The 14361-nt window shown below is 70.2% G+C and carries 13 protein-coding genes; 5 read left to right on the top strand and 8 right to left on the bottom strand.

Annotation, left to right across the window (positions count from 1 at the left end; all coding sequences use genetic code 11):
- Positions 1-3: 3 nt before the first annotated feature.
- The 8 genes from OG219_RS28500 to OG219_RS28465 are packed head-to-tail and all read right to left on the bottom strand — an operon-like array spanning position 4 to position 6917.
- On the bottom strand, positions 4-1995 hold the full coding sequence (locus OG219_RS28500) for an NADH-quinone oxidoreductase subunit L (RefSeq protein ID WP_266831164.1): 1992 nt from the start codon (positions 1993-1995) through the stop codon (positions 4-6).
- On the bottom strand, positions 1992-2393 hold the full coding sequence (gene nuoK / locus OG219_RS28495) for an NADH-quinone oxidoreductase subunit NuoK (RefSeq protein WP_266831162.1): 402 nt from the start codon (positions 2391-2393) through the stop codon (positions 1992-1994). Before nuoK ends, OG219_RS28500 begins: the two co-directional genes overlap by 4 nt.
- A complete protein-coding gene (locus tag OG219_RS28490; RefSeq protein ID WP_266831160.1) occupies positions 2393-3076 on the bottom strand; it encodes an NADH-quinone oxidoreductase subunit J in 684 nt (227 codons plus the stop codon). The genes nuoK and OG219_RS28490 overlap by 1 nt, the downstream gene beginning before the upstream one ends.
- Complete coding sequence (locus OG219_RS28485) at positions 3073-3702, bottom strand: 4Fe-4S binding protein (RefSeq protein ID WP_266831158.1); 630 nt, start codon at positions 3700-3702, stop codon at positions 3073-3075. The genes OG219_RS28490 and OG219_RS28485 overlap by 4 nt, the downstream gene beginning before the upstream one ends.
- 2 nt (positions 3703-3704) lie before the next feature.
- Positions 3705-4673 carry a complex I subunit 1 family protein gene (locus tag OG219_RS28480; RefSeq protein WP_266831156.1) on the bottom strand — a complete coding sequence of 323 codons (969 nt, stop codon included), beginning with the start codon at positions 4671-4673 and terminating at the stop codon, positions 3705-3707.
- Positions 4670-5884: an NADH-quinone oxidoreductase subunit C gene (locus tag OG219_RS28475; protein WP_266831154.1), complete on the bottom strand. Its 1215-nt coding sequence runs from the start codon at positions 5882-5884 to the stop codon at positions 4670-4672. Before OG219_RS28475 ends, OG219_RS28480 begins: the two co-directional genes overlap by 4 nt.
- Positions 5881-6501: an NADH-quinone oxidoreductase subunit B gene (locus OG219_RS28470; RefSeq protein ID WP_266831152.1), complete on the bottom strand. Its 621-nt coding sequence runs from the start codon at positions 6499-6501 to the stop codon at positions 5881-5883. Before OG219_RS28470 ends, OG219_RS28475 begins: the two co-directional genes overlap by 4 nt.
- Positions 6492-6917 carry an NADH-quinone oxidoreductase subunit A gene (locus tag OG219_RS28465; protein ID WP_266831150.1) on the bottom strand — a complete coding sequence of 142 codons (426 nt, stop codon included), beginning with the start codon at positions 6915-6917 and terminating at the stop codon, positions 6492-6494. The genes OG219_RS28470 and OG219_RS28465 overlap by 10 nt, the downstream gene beginning before the upstream one ends.
- Positions 6918-7128: 211 nt before the next feature.
- Between OG219_RS28465 and OG219_RS28460 the strand changes: the two genes are divergently transcribed.
- The 5 genes from OG219_RS28460 (at position 7129) to OG219_RS28440 (ending at position 14358) form a co-directional block, all read left to right on the top strand.
- Complete coding sequence (locus OG219_RS28460) at positions 7129-8373, top strand: sensor domain-containing protein (RefSeq protein ID WP_266831148.1); 1245 nt, start codon at positions 7129-7131, stop codon at positions 8371-8373.
- Between the two features lie 469 nt (positions 8374-8842).
- Positions 8843-10198, top strand: coding sequence for a sensor histidine kinase (locus OG219_RS28455; RefSeq protein WP_266831146.1), 1356 nt, complete (start codon positions 8843-8845; stop codon positions 10196-10198).
- Positions 10199-10419: 221 nt separating this feature from the next.
- A complete protein-coding gene (locus OG219_RS28450) occupies positions 10420-11079 on the top strand; it encodes a response regulator transcription factor (RefSeq protein WP_323183361.1) in 660 nt (219 codons plus the stop codon).
- 275 nt (positions 11080-11354) lie between these two features.
- Positions 11355-13286: a 2-oxoacid:acceptor oxidoreductase subunit alpha gene (locus tag OG219_RS28445; protein WP_266831142.1), complete on the top strand. Its 1932-nt coding sequence runs from the start codon at positions 11355-11357 to the stop codon at positions 13284-13286.
- The gene (locus OG219_RS28440; protein WP_266831140.1) at positions 13279-14358 is read left to right on the top strand and encodes a 2-oxoacid:ferredoxin oxidoreductase subunit beta; all 1080 of its coding nucleotides are present in this window, start codon (positions 13279-13281) and stop codon (positions 14356-14358) included. The genes OG219_RS28445 and OG219_RS28440 overlap by 8 nt, the downstream gene beginning before the upstream one ends.
- Positions 14359-14361 lie beyond the last annotated feature (3 nt).

The following is a 14361-nucleotide window of genomic DNA, read 5'->3' as shown; positions in this document are numbered from 1 at the left end:
TGCTCACGCTCCCGTGGCGACTAGGAGGGCGGCGACCACCAGGACGACGGTGCCGGCGAGCAGCGCGCTCACATAGGTCTGCAGATTGCCGGTCTGGGCACGCCGGACGGCCTCGCCGAGCCAGCGGGGCAGGGCGCCCGCGCCACGTACGTAGGTGTCGACGACCTCGCGGTCGAGGAACCGGACGAGTGCGGCTCCGGCCTGGACCGGGCGGACGAACAGCACCGAGTACACGGCGTCGAGGTGGAAGCCGACCGCCGCGTGGCGGTGCAGCGGGCCGAGGAGCAATCGGCCGGGGTCCGCGGGGTCTGAGGTGTAGGCCACGTCTCCGTAGGCGGGTGCGTGGCTGGCGATCGCCTCGGCCTCGACCAGTCCGGCATCGGCGTCGGGGTGGGCCGCGACCGCACCCACGGGGATCTGGGCAGCCATCGCGCTGGTGTGCTTCCAGGCGCCGTAGGTGACGATCACGCCGACCAGGGCGAGCCCCGTGCCGAGGACGGAGGTGGTGAGGACCGGCGTCAGATCGCGGCCGTCGAACCATCCGGGCAGCGGGCCGTACGCCAGGCCGAAGGCGAGCGACGGGACGGCGAGCACCCACAGCACGACCGTCATGGTGAGCGGCTGCCTGCCGTGGTCCGGAGCCTCGACGCCCCGGCCGCGGAAGGCGAGCAGCCACAGGCGGGTGGCGTACGCGGCGGTGAGCACGGCGCTGACCAGGCCGGCGACGAGGACGATCCAGCCCGCGGCGCCGGGGGCGTGTTCGGTGTGGCCGGTGGCGACGTGCTCGGCGGCGCCGAGGACGGCTTCCTTGGAGAAGAAGCCGCTGAACGGCGGGATCGCGGTGAGTGCGAGCAGCGCCACGGTCATCGTCCAGTAGGCGTCGGGGACGCGGGTGCGCAGGTCCTTCATACGGGACATGGCGGCGAGCGAGTTGGTGCCGGAGGCGTGGATGATCACGCCGGCGGCGAGGAACAGCAGGGCCTTGAAGGCGCCGTGGGACAGGAGGTGGAAGACGGCGGCACCGCGGTCGCCGACGGCGAGGGCGCCGGTCATGTAGCCGAGTTGACCGATCGTCGAGTAGGCGAGGACGCGTTTGATGTCGTCCTGGGCGAGCGCCGCGAGTCCGGACCCGGCCATCGTGACGGCGGCCATGACGGCCATGACGACCATCGCGGCAGCGGAGGCCTGGAAGACGGGAAGGAGCCTGGCGATGAAGTAGACACCTGCGGCGACCATCGTCGCGGCGTGGATCAGCGCGGAGACGGGGGTTGGGCCCGCCATCGCGTCGGGCAGCCAGGTGTGCAGCGGGAACTGCGCCGACTTGCCCGCCACACCGGCGAGGAGCAACAGCGCGATCAGCGTCGGATGGTCGAGGCCGCCGCTCGCGACGGTGCCGAGGACCTTGGTGATGCGGAAGGACCCGGCGTCGGTGGCGAGGGCGAACAGGCCGATCAGGAAGGGGACATCGCCGAGCTTGGTGACCAGGAAGGCCTTGATGGAGGCGGCGCGGGCCTCGGGGGTCTCCCAGTAGTGGCCGACCAGGAAGTACGAGCAGATGCCCATGATCTCCCAGCCGACCAGGAGCACGATCAGGTCGCCGGAGTAGACGACGAGCAGCATCGCGGAGGTGAAGAGGGAGACGAGGGCGGCGTACGAGGGGTAGCGCGGGTCGTCGCGCAGGTAGCCCGTCGAGTAGATCTGCACGCAGGAGGCGACCAGGCCGACCAGGACGGCTACGAGGGCGGCGAAGCCGTCGATGTGCAGGGCGAGTTCGATGGGGATCGAGCCGGTGGGTGTCAGCTCGGTGGCGGCGTCGACGGCCTGGTCACCGCCCTGGCGTACGGCGACGAGTACGGCGAGGACGAGCGCCGTGAGAGTGGGGAGTACGGCGAGGGGGCGTACGAAACCGGGGGCCGTGCGGCCGAGGAGAAGGCCGGCCGCGGCGCCCAGGAAAGGAAGGAGGGGGACGAGGACGGCGAGGGTGGTCGTGGTCACGCGGTGGCCTCAGCCTTCTCGACCGGCGGGACGGCGGCTTCGTCGGAGCCTCCGACGCTGTCGGGGCCGCCGGTGTCCGGGCCCTCGGCGGTGTCGCGGAGCTTGTCGATGTCCGCGGTGCCGCGGTTGCGGTGGACGGCGAGGACGATCGCCAGGCCGATGCCGATCTCGGCGGCGGCGATGGCGATGGTGAACAGGGTCAGGGCCTGGCCGGAGTGCAGGGTGTCCTGGGCGGTCTTGCTGAGCCACACGTCGAAGGCGACGAGGTTGAGGTTGACGGCGTTGAGCATCAGCTCGACGGACATCAGGACCAGGATCGCGTTGCGGCGCGCGAGGACTCCGTACAGGCCCGTGCAGAAGAGGAGGGCGGAGAGCACGGCGGGATAGGCGAGGTGCATCAGCGGGTGCCTTCCTTCTCGCTCCGGGGAGTCGGGGCGGTCCCGGTGGCTGGGAGGCTCCCGGGGGCCGGGGCGCCGGTGGTGATCACCGTGTCCGACTTCGCCTTGCGGGAGAGGACGATCGCGCCGACCAGGGCGGCGAGGAGGAGTACGGAGAGGGCCTCGAAGGGGAGCACCCAGTTCTGGAAGAGGGCCTTGCCGGTCACCTCGGTGGAGCCGGCGGCGGCGCCTTCCAGGTCCATCCACGTCGTGCGGAAGGCGTCGACGACGACCCAGATCAGGGCGGCCGCGGAGGCGACCGCCACCGTCAGGGCTGCCCAGCGGTTGCCGGAGTCGGCGTCCGGGGAGCGGCCGATGGGGGCCTTGGTGAGCATCAGACCGAACAGGAGGAGGACGACGACCGAGCCGACGTAGATGAGGACCTGTACCCAGGCGATGAACTCCGCGGTGAGCAGGAGGTATTCGACGGCGAGGCCGCCGAGCGCCACCACCAGCCACAGGGCTGCGTGCACCAGCTGCTTGGTGGTGACGGTGACGATCGCGGCGCCGAGGGTGACCAGGCCGACAAGGAGGAAGGCGATCTCGACGCCGGTCGGGGAGAGGAAGCCGTGGTTCTCGGCGGCGGTGGCGGTAGCGGTGGTCAGGGCGTGCGCCGCCGTGGCCGTGGCTGCTGCGGCGCTCACGACTCGCCCTCCTGTGGGTTGGCGGAGTCGGGCTTGGAGGAGTCGGGCTTGGCGGAGGGCTCGGCCTGGGCGGGCGGTTCGGCCGGGGACGCCGGCTCGGCCTGAGCCGCCGCGAGCTTCTCGGCCGTCTTGCGGGCGGCGGAGAATTCCTTCGGCTCCTCGGCGGCGGGGTCCAGGGCGGGTGGGGCCGGGACGGTCCACATCCACTCGCGGAGCTTGTCGCGTTCGTGGGTGAGTTCGTGGATGTCGGTCTCGGCGTACTCGAACTCCGGGGACCAGAACAGCGCGTCGAAAGGACAGACCTCGATGCAGATACCGCAGTACATGCACAGGGCGAAGTCGATGGCGAAGCGGTCGAGGACGTTGCGGCTGCGCTCGCGGCCACCGGGCGCGGCGGGCGGGACGGTCTCCTTGTGGGAGTCGATGTAGATGCACCAGTCCGGGCACTCGCGGGCGCACAGCATGCAGACCGTGCAGTTCTCCTCGAAGAGGCCGATGACGCCGCGGGTGCGGGGCGGGAGTTCGGGCTGGGCGTCCGGGTACTGCGCGGTGACGGTCTTCTTCGTCATCGTGCGGAGGGTGACGGCCAGGCCCTTGGCGAGGCCGGAGCCGGGGATGGGGGCCATGGTTACGAGATCACCACCTTGACGATGCCGGTGAGGGCGATCTGGGCGAGGGCGAGCGGGACGAGGAGGGTCCAGGCGAGTTTCTGGAGCTGATCCTCGCGGAGACGGGGGTAGGTGACGCGCAGCCAGATGACGACGAAGGCGAGGACGGCCGCCTTGAGCAGGGTCCAGACCCAGCCGAGGCCGTCGGCGCCCCAGGGGCCGTGCCAGCCGCCCAGGAAGAGGACGGTGGTCAGGCCGCACAGGACGACGATTCCGGCGTACTCGGCAAGGAGGAACAGGGCGAAGCGCAGGCCGGTGTACTCGGTGTACGCGCCGAAGATGATCTCCGAGTCGGCGACGGGCATGTCGAAGGGGGGTCGTTGCAACTCCGCGAGGCCGGCGACGAAGAAGACGATCGCGCCGACGATCTGCCAGGGCAGCCACCACCACTCGAAGGCGTCCACGATGCCGGGGAGGGAGACGGTGCCGGCCGCCATCGCTACGGAGGCGGCGGTGAGGAGCATCGGGAGTTCGTACGCGAGGAGCTGGGCGGCGGTGCGGAGGCCGCCGAGGAGGGAGAACTTGTTGGCCGAGGCCCAGCCCGCCATGAGCGAGCCGAGGACGCCCACGCCCATGACGGCGAGTACGAAGAAGATGCCCGCGTCGACTACCTCGCCTACGGCGCCCTCACCCGGGCCGATGGGGATGGCGAGGAGGACCAGGAGGTACGGGAGGAGGGCTACGGCAGGGGCGAGTTGGAAGATACGTCGGTCCGCGCCCGCGGGGACGATGTCTTCCTTCTGCGCGAACTTGACGCCGTCCGCGACGAGTTGGGCCCAGCCGTGGAAGCCGCCCGCGTACATCGGGCCCAGGCGGCCCTGCATGTGGGCCATCACCTTGTGCTCGGTCTGACCGACGATCAGAGGGAACGTCAGGAACACGACGAAGACGACGAGGAGTCGCAGGGCGACGTCGAGAGCGTCGTTCACTGCGGGCCTCCGGAGGGGTCGTCGGGGTCAGGGGTGGGCGTGTCGGGGTCAGGGGGTGCGGCCTGTGGCTTCGGGGTGGGTTCGGGTTCTGGTGAGGCTTCGGCCTTCGGGGGAGCTTCGGGTTCAGGTGAGGCGTCGGCCCCCGGGGTGGTGGCCTCGCGATCCGGGGCAGCGGTGTCCGGCTCAGGAGTGACCTTCGGCTCCGGCGCGGCTTCAGGCTCCGGCGCGGCCTCAGGGTGTTGCTCCCGCTCCGGTTCCCCCTCGTCGAAGGCGGGGCGGGCGTGGTGCCAGGGTGCGTCCGAGCCGCGCGGGGCGGCGGGGTTCGGCGGTGTGGCGGGTGCCGTCGGTTCGGTGCCCTCCGCCCGTTGGGTTGCCGATCCCTGGCTCGCGCTCCGCGCCCGACGCGGCGACGCCGGAGCGCCTGCGCCGGCACCGGCACCGGCACCAGCGCTTGCCCCAGCAGACCCTGCGCCCACTGAGCCCGGCTCCGCGGAACCCGCACCGGCGGGACCCGTACCCGCAGGACCCGCCTCCGTCGTCTGGCTCATCTGGCTCGCCGACCCCTCCCCCGCCGTGCGGGCCCGGCGTGCCGGGCGGTCGCCTGCCGGGCGGGGTGCGCCGCGGGTGGGGCGGGCCGGGGCCGGGGGGAGTTGGCCCTTGAGGGGGCCCCACTCGTTGGGGTCGGGGACGCCGGGCGGGAGCATCTGGCGGCGCTTGGGGCCGCCGTGTTCGGACTCGCCGGGTTCTTTCGCGCCGGGCCAGGCCTTGACGACGCGTGAGGCGAGGACGAAGTCCTTGCGGAGGGGGTGGCCTTCGAAGCCCTCCGGCAGCAGGAGAGGGGCAAGACCCGGGTGGCCTTCGAAGGTGACGCCGAACATCTCGTGGGTCTCGCGCTCGTGCCAGCCCGCGCCGGCGTACACGGAGACGGCCGACGGAAGGGCGGGCGCGGAGTGCGGGACCGTCGTACGGACGAGCAGGCGCCGTAGCGGACCCAGCGCCGCCACATGCGCCATGACGCGGAAGCCCGTGCCGGGTTCGTCGACCGCGCTCAGCCAGTCGAAGTACGTGCAGCCCAGTACCTCGCGCGAGGTCTCGAGGGCCGCGATCCAGGAGGTCGGGGGGACGTCGACCGTCAGGACCTCGTACGACTCCTCGGCCGTGGCGTCCGGGCCGAAGAGTTCCTCGACGGAGGCGGGGAGCCAGCCGGTCATCGGGCGGCTCCCGGGGCCGGGGGCTGGACCAGACCGCTCTGGAGGGCGGCCACCGACGGTCGCGGCGTGGCGCCGTACCGCTCGCCCAGGGACTCGCGCGCGATCTTCTCCTGGAGCTTCAGGATGCCCTGGAGGAGGGCCTCGGGGCGGGGCGGGCAGCCCGGCACGTAGACGTCCACCGGGATGATCTGGTCGACGCCCTTGGTGACGGAGTACGAATCCCAGTACGGGCCGCCGCAGTTGGAGCAGGCGCCGAAGGAGATGACGTATTTCGGTTCCGGCATCTGCTCGTAGAGACGCTTCACCGCCGGCGCCATCTTGTCCGTGACCGTGCCCGACACCACCATCAGGTCGGCCTGGCGCGGGCCGGGTGCGAAGGGGATCACGCCGAGCCGGATGAAGTCGTGCCGGGCCATGGACGCGGCGATGAACTCGATGGCGCAGCAGGCGAGGCCGAAGTTGAAGACCCAGAGCGAGTAGCGGCGGCCCCAGTTGAGGACCACCTTCATCGGCTCGGGGGCCAGGCGGGAGAGCGCGCCGAGGCGTTTGGGCTCGGGCACGAAAACCGGCTGCCCGGAAGTCACCGATTGCCCGGAGGTCTCGGGGGTCACGTCCATTCCAGGACGCCCTTCTTGTAGGCGTAGAGCAGGCCCACGGCCAGGAAGCCGAGGAAGATGAACATCTCCACGAGCGTCGCCGCTCCGTAGCCGGGCGCGGCGAAGATCGTCGCCCAGGGGAAGAGGAAGATCGAGTCGACGGCGAAGATCACGTAGAGGAACGCGTAGACGTAGTAGCGGACCTGGGTGTGGGCCCAGCCCTCGCCGACGGGGTCGACTCCGCACTCGTACGTCAGGAGTTTCTCGGGGGTGGGGACCATGGGCCGCAGCAGACGTCCCGCGCCGAATGCGACGGCGACGAACAGTACGCCGACGACGGCGAGCAGTCCGACCACCGAGTACGACTGGAAGTAGTCCGCGGCGACGACGGGCCCGGCCGCGGCCCCGGTCGCCGTGAGCACGGTCGGTTCCGGCACGTCAGCCCCTCGCTCCCTCTGTGATGCGCCTCGTTCGACGATCTGTACGGACGGGAGTCTAGAGCCTGCTAAAGAAACGGTAAGCAGCCCGTCACGCCTGGACATGGGACGAGTCGCTGCCGCTGTCCGTCCCGGGGGTGGGGTTTTCCCCAGTGGATCCCGGCGGTCCACCTCATGGCGCGGCGGCTCGCGGCCGGGCAGGCTAGCGGATATGACCGAACGCATCACGCTCACCGGACCGTCGGACAGAACGTCCGACGCGGACCGGCTGCCTCCCGCGCGCTTCGCCTTCGACCCGCAGACGTGGAAGGAGATCGCGCATCTGCTGGCCAATCTGCCGGCGGCGCTGATCGGTTTCGTCTATGTGATGACGGTGCTGTTCACAGGCGTCGGGCTGACCGTGACCGTGATCGGTCTCCCGCTGCTCGCGCTCGGGCTGATGGGCTCGCGTCTGCTGGGCAAGATGGAGCGGGCCCGGGCCAGGGCGCTGCTCGGGGTGCGGGTGGACGAGCCGAGCCCGTTGCCGTTGCGCGGCCGGGGCGGGTTCTTCGCCCGGTTGTGGATGGCGTTGAAGGACCCGGTGGGCTGGCGCACGGTCCTGTACGACGTCATACGGCTGCCCTGGGGCATCGCCACCTTCACGGTCACGCTCACGTCGCTGTTCGTGGCGTGGCCGGTGTTGCCGTTCATCGCGCGGGGGTTGACGAACGTGGACCGGGCCATGGTGCGCGGGCTGCTGTCGCCCTCCGAGGACCTGGAGCGGCGTATCGCGGAGCTGGAGTCGGACCGGGGTGTCGTGGTCGACACGGCCGCCGCCGACCTGCGGCGCATCGAGCGCGATCTGCACGACGGGGCGCAGGCCCGGCTGGTCAACCTGGCGATGGGGCTCGGGCTGGCAAAGGAGAAGCTCCTGGAGGGCCGGGCCGACGAGACCGTCGCGGCCATGGTCGACGAGGCGCACGGCGAGGTGAAGCTCGCGTTGCAGGAGCTGCGCGATCTGGCCCGCGGCATCCACCCTGCGGTGCTCACCGACCGCGGCCTCGACGCCGCACTGTCCGCGGTCGCCTCGCGCTGCACCGTGCCGGTGAAGGTGACGGCCGACCTGGAGTCGAGACCGGCCGCGGCGATCGAGGGCATCGCGTACTTCACCGTCTCCGAGCTGCTGCAGAACGTGAGCAAGCACAGCGGTGCGCGGTCCGCGTCCGTCGACGTGTGGCGGACGGACCAGCGGCTGCTCATCCAGGTGTGGGACGACGGGCGCGGCGGGGCCAGCCTCGACGGCGGTACGGGGATGTCGGGCCTCGCGGACCGGCTCGGCGCGGTCGACGGCCTGTTCGTCATCGATTCGCCGGCCGGCGGTCCGACCGTCATCACGGCGGAGCTGCCGTGGCGTGACCGGGACGGGGACCCGGGCGGCGACCGGGGTGGGCGGGGCGAGCCTGCGGCGTGGCGGTAGCGGGGCCGGTGGCTGGACGGGGCCGATGGACACGTGGCTGGGCCAATGGCAGGACTAGTGGCTGGTCCTGTGACAGACCAGGGACAGGACCAATGGCTGGTCCAGTGGCTGGTCCAGTGGCTGGTCCAATGACAGACCGGTGACAGGACCAGTGGCTGATCCAGTGACAGGACCAGCGGCGGCAACCGCCCCGCCCCCACCCGCACGCCGTCGCCCGCCTGCCTGCCTGCCCTCCGGCACATACACGTACGGCCTCAGTCCATCGCGTACGACCACACCGGCAACGCACCTCTGCGATCTTCACCCGCCGAGCCCCCACCGAGTCCCCGCCGCCGCCCCACCACACCCCCGCCAAGGTAGGGAAAACCCCCGCCCCAAGACGCCGACCCGCTCCATGGTCGGTGAACGCCGTGGACAGCAGGGTTGAGGTACGAGCCGACGAGCAGGATGAGTAGAACGGACGGGACCGATGGCCACGGATTACGGACAGGGGTACGGGCAGCACGACGGGCCCGGACTCCGCGGGGCGGGTGTCGAGGAGCGGCGGTTCCGTCTGCCGGCCCCGTTGCGGGCGCCGATCGAGGCCCGCAGCTGGCGTGAGTTCGGCTATGTGATGCTGAGCCTGCCGCTCGGCATCCTCATGTTCACGTACGCCGTCACGATGTTCGCGCTCGGCGCCGGACTGCTGATCACCTTCCTCGGGGTCCCTGTGCTCGCCGCCACCCTGGCCGGCTGCCGCGGGCTCGGCTCGCTGGAAAGGGCCCGGGCGCGCGGGCTGCTCGGGGTCGAGGTGTCCGAGCCGGAGCCGCTGCGGATGCGGACGCGCGGGGCGTGGGCGTGGATGGGCGCCACGCTCAAGAGCGGTGCGTCGTGGCGGCATCTGCTGTACGCGGTGGTGCAGTTCCCGTGGTCGGTGTTCTCGTTCGTGGTGGCGCTGAACTTCTGGGCGTATGGGTGGGCGCTGCTGACGTACCCGCTGTGGTTCTGGGTCTTCCCGATGTACGGGGGGCAGGACGGGCTCCAGCTCTACGGCGACGACACCCACAGCGTCTACCTGAACAACCCCTTCGAGATCACCGTGACCGCGATGGTGGGGCTGCTGTTCACCATGGCCTCGCCGTGGATCGTGCGCGGGCTGACGACGGTGGACGCGGTGATGGTGCGCGGGCTGCTCGGGCCGTCGAAGCTGGCAACGCGCGTGGTCGAGCTGGAGTCGGACCGGGGGGTCGTGGTCGACACCGCCGCCGCCGACCTGCGGCGCATCGAGCGTGATCTGCACGACGGGGCGCAGGCCCGGCTGGTCGCGCTGGCGATGGATCTGGGGCTGGCCAAGGAGAAGCTGACCGAGGATCCGGAGGCGGCCGCGCGGATGGTGGGCGAGGCGCACGGTGAGGTGAAGACGGCGTTGCAGGAGCTGCGGGATCTGGCCCGCGGTATCCACCCTGCGGTCCTCACCGACCGTGGCCTGGACGCAGCGCTGTCGGCGGTGTCGTCGCGGTGCACCGTGCCGGTGCAGGTCGACGTGGATCTGCCGACTCGGCCGGCGCCCGCGATCGAGGGGATCGCGTACTTCACGGTTTCCGAGCTGCTGCAGAACATCAGCAAGCACTCGCGGGCCACGCGGGCCACGGTGGATGTCTGGCGGGTCGAGAACCGGCTGATGCTTCAGGTCGTGGACAACGGGGTGGGGGGTGCCGATTGCGCCGGCGGGTCCGGTTTGGCGGGGCTCGCGGAGCGGCTCGGGGCGGTGGACGGGATTCTGGTGGTGGATTCGCCGGTGGGCGGGCCCACCCGGATCACCGCGGAGCTGCCCTGGCGGGGGTGAGTGGTCCGGGGTCGGGCGGTACGGGGCGGCGTGGGGTGTTTTTCGCCCCCGCCGCCCCTACCCGTTCCCGTACCTGGGGGCTGCGCCCCCAGACCCCCGCTATCGGCCTGAACGGCCTCGTCCTCAAACGCCGGACAGGCTGAACAGCTCCCCTCCGGCCCCAATGCTGGAATGCTGGGGGCTGTCGTTCGAGTGGGGGGCCGAAAATCGTGGAGGACAGGGTGCGGGTCGTCATCGCCGAGGATTCAGTGCTGCTCAGGGAGGGCCTGACCCGGTTGTTGACCGATCGCGGACATGACGTGGTGGCGGGGGTCGGGGACGGGGAAGCGCTGATCAAGACGATCACCGAGTTCGCGGACCGGGACGCGCTGCCGGATGTCGTCGTCGCCGATGTGCGGATGCCGCCGACGCACACAGACGAGGGGGTCAGGGCCGCCGTGCAGCTGCGCAAGGCGTATCCGGGACTCGGTGTGCTCGTGCTGTCGCAGTACGTGGAGGAGCAGTACGCCACCGAACTGCTGGCCGGTTCGAGCCGGGGCGTCGGCTATCTGCTGAAGGACCGGGTGGCCGAGGTCCGCGAGTTCGTGGACGCGGTGGTGCGGGTGGCCCAGGGGGGTACCGCGCTCGACCCGGAGGTGGTCGCGCAGCTGCTCGGGCGGAGCCGCAAGCAGCACGTGCTCGCGGGGCTCACCCCGAGGGAGCGGGAAGTCCTCGGCCTGATGGCCGAGGGGCGGACCAACTCGGCCGTCGCCCGGCAGCTCGTCGTGAGCGACGGCGCGGTCGAGAAGCACGTCAGCAACATCTTCCTGAAACTGGGCCTGTCCCAGAGCGACGGGGACCACCGGCGTGTTCTCGCGGTCCTGACCTATCTGAACTCCTGATCATCTGACACTGTGTCAGGTGATTGTCAATACGCCATGGAGTACGAGAACCACCAGCCGTACGGCACGAGAACCAAAGGATGAGCGCAAGCGTCTTCAAGGGAAGCGTCGGGGGGCGGGTAAATCATGACAAGTCAGACTGTCGAGCAGTCTCAAAAAGGTGTCCACTGTGCGAATGACCCCGGGAAGGCGACCCTTACAGACGTAGGGTTGATCCTGGGAAGGCCTGCGGGAAGGCCGCTCCCAGACACCCGCCTCGAGGGAGGTCCAGTTCAGTGACCAGCCAGGTCAGTAGCGCAGCGGAACAGGCCGACGGAGCCGTCGTAGGAGAACAGCGCAAACCGGCAGGGTCGAAAGAGCTCCGCCGCTTGGACCGGGTGATCATCCGGTTCGCGGGTGACTCGGGTGACGGCATGCAGCTCACCGGAGACCGGTTCACCTCCGAGACGGCGTCCTTCGGCAACGACCTCTCGACCCTTCCGAACTTCCCCGCCGAAATCCGAGCGCCCGCAGGCACCCTGCCGGGCGTTTCGTCTTTCCAGCTGCACTTCGCCGACCACGACATCCTCACCCCCGGCGACGCGCCCAACGTCCTCGTCGCCATGAACCCCGCCGCCCTGAAGGCGAACATCGCCGACGTGCCGCGCGGCGCGGAGATCATCGTCAACACGGACGAGTTCACCAAACGGGCGATGTCGAAGGTCGGTTACCCGACGAACCCCCTTGAGGACGGCTCCCTGGACGGCTACAGCGTCCACCCCGTCCCGCTCACCACCATGACCGTCGAGGCGCTCAAGGAGTTCGACCTCTCCCGCAAGGAGGCCGAGCGCAGCAAGAACATGTTCGCCCTCGGGCTGCTCTCCTGGATGTACCACCGGCCCACCGAGGGCACCGAGAAGTTCCTGAAGACCAAGTTCGCGAAGAAGCCGGAAATCGCCGCCGCCAACATCGCGGCGTTCAGGGCCGGTTGGAACTTCGGCGAGACCACGGAGGACTTCGCGGTCTCCTACGAGGTCGCCCCCGCCTCCCACACCTTCCCGACCGGCACCTACCGCAACATCTCCGGGAACCTGGCCCTGTCGTACGGCCTGATCGCCGCCTCCCAGCAGGCGGACCTGCCGCTGTACCTCGGCTCGTACCCGATCACCCCGGCCTCCGACATCCTGCACGAGCTGTCCAAGCACAAGAACTTCGGCGTCCGGACGTTCCAGGCGGAGGACGAGATCGCGGGCATCGGTGCCGCGCTTGGCGCGGCGTTCGGCGGCTCGCTCGCGGTGACCACGACCTCCGGCCCGGGCGTGGCGTTGAAGTCGGAGACGATCGGGCTGGCGGTGAGTCTCGAACTGCCCCTGCTGGTCATCGACATCCAGCGCGGCGGGCCTTCGACCGGTCTGCCGACGAAGACGGAGCAGGCGGACCTGCTGCAGGCCATGTTCGGACGCAACGGCGAGGCCCCGGTCCCGATCGTCGCCCCCCGGACCCCCGCCGACTGCTTCGACGCCGCGATCGAGGCCGCCCGCATCGCCGTCACCTACCGCACCCCGGTGTTCCTGCTGAGCGACGGCTATCTGGCCAACGGCAGCGAGCCGTGGCGGGTCCCGGACACCGACGAACTCCCCGACCTGCGTGTGCAGTTCGCCCAGGGGCCCAACCACACCCTGGACGACGGCACCGAAGTCTTCTGGCCCTACAAGCGCGACCCCCAGACCCTCGCCCGCCCGTGGGCGATCCCGGGCACGCCGGGCCTGGAGCACCGCATCGGCGGCATCGAGAAGCAGGACGGCACCGGCAACATCTCCTACGACCCCGCCAACCACGACTTCATGGTCCGCACCCGGCAGGCCAAGATCGACGGCATCGACGTACCGGACGTGGAAGTCGACGACCTGTCCGGAACGGCCAACACCCTTGTCCTGGGCTGGGGTTCCACCTACGGACCCATCACGGCGGCGGTACGGCGGCTGCGCGCGGCCGGGGACTCCATCGCGCAGGCCCACTTGCGGCACCTGAACCCGTTCCCGCGGAATCTGGGAGCGGTGTTGAAGCGTTACGACAAGGTGGTGATTCCCGAGATGAACCTCGGCCAGCTCGCCACACTCATCCGGGCGAAGTACCTGGTGGACGCCCACTCGTACAACCAGGTCAACGGCATGCCGTTCAAGGCTGAGCAACTCGCCACGGCTCTCAAGGAGGCCATCGATGGCTGAGACGACCACGGAAGGCACGGGCTCGATCGAGGCGCTTTCTCTCGTCCCCAAGGCCGAGGCCAGGCAATCCATGAAGGACTTCAAGTCCGATCAGGAAGTGCGCTGGTGCCCCGGCTGCGGTGACTACGCGATCCTCGCGGCCGTGCAGGGCTTCATGCCCGAGCTGGGTCTCGCGAAGGAGAACATCGTCTTCGTCTCGGGCATCGGGTGTTCGTCCCGCTTCCCGTACTACATGAACACGTACGGGATGCACTCCATCCACGGCCGCGCGCCCGCCATCGCGACCGGACTCGCCTCCAGCCGACGGGACTTGAGCGTGTGGGTGGTGACCGGTGACGGCGACGCGCTGTCCATCGGCGGCAACCACCTCATCCACGCCCTGCGCCGCAATGTGAACCTCAAGATCCTGCTCTTCAACAACCGGATCTACGGTCTGACCAAGGGGCAGTACAGCCCGACCTCCGAGGTCGGGAAGATCACCAAGTCGACGCCGATGGGCTCCCTGGACGCGCCCTTCAACCCGGTGTCCCTCGCCATCGGCGCGGAGGCCTCCTTCGTGGCCCGCACGGTCGACTCCGACCGCAAGCACCTCACCGAAGTACTGCGCCAGGCCGCCGCCCACCCCGGCACCGCCCTCGTCGAGATCTACCAGAACTGCAACATCTTCAACGACGGCGCCTTCGAGGTGCTGAAGGACCGGCAGCAGGCCGAGGAGGCGGTGATCCGGCTGGAGCACGGGCAGCCCATCCGCTTCGGCGCCGACGGCAACCGCGGCGTCGTACGCGATGAGCGGACCGGCGACCTCAAGGCCGTCACCGTCACCCCGGAGAACGAGGCGCAGATCGTGGTCCACGACGCGCACTCCGCGTCCCCGACCACCGCGTTCGCGCTCTCGCGGCTCGCCGACCCGGACACCCTGCACCACACCCCCATCGGCGTGTTCCGTGCGGTGGACCGGCCGGTCTACGACACCCAGATGTCGGACCAGCTCGACTCGGCCATCGAGCAGAACGGCAAGGGCGACCTCGCGGCACTGCTCGCGGGCGGCGACACCTGGACGGTCGTGGGCTGATCG

Origin of the sequence: Streptomyces sp. NBC_00038 (genome assembly GCF_026343635.1) — a bacterium.
GTDB lineage: Bacteria > Actinomycetota > Actinomycetes > Streptomycetales > Streptomycetaceae > Streptomyces.
The sequence above is the reverse complement of the archived record's forward strand: the minus strand, read 5'-3'. Positions and strand labels throughout refer to the sequence as shown.

What these genes read in the sequence shown, in the direction of transcription:
- OG219_RS28475 (WP_266831154.1), bottom strand. Translation starts at nt 5,884, where the DNA reads ATGACCGGCTGGCTCCCCGCCTCCGTCGAGGAACTCTTCGGCCCGGAC.
- nuoK (WP_266831162.1), bottom strand. Translation starts at nt 2,393, where the DNA reads ATGCACCTCGCCTATCCCGCCGTGCTCTCCGCCCTCCTCTTCTGCACG.
- OG219_RS28470 (WP_266831152.1), bottom strand. Translation starts at nt 6,501, where the DNA reads ATGGACGTGACCCCCGAGACCTCCGGGCAATCGGTGACTTCCGGGCAG.
- OG219_RS28485 (WP_266831158.1), bottom strand. Translation starts at nt 3,702, where the DNA reads ATGGCCCCCATCCCCGGCTCCGGCCTCGCCAAGGGCCTGGCCGTCACC.
- OG219_RS28440 (WP_266831140.1), top strand. Translation starts at nt 13,279, where the DNA reads ATGGCTGAGACGACCACGGAAGGCACGGGCTCGATCGAGGCGCTTTCT.
- OG219_RS28460 (WP_266831148.1), top strand. Translation starts at nt 7,129, where the DNA reads ATGACCGAACGCATCACGCTCACCGGACCGTCGGACAGAACGTCCGAC.
- OG219_RS28455 (WP_266831146.1), top strand. Translation starts at nt 8,843, where the DNA reads ATGGCCACGGATTACGGACAGGGGTACGGGCAGCACGACGGGCCCGGA.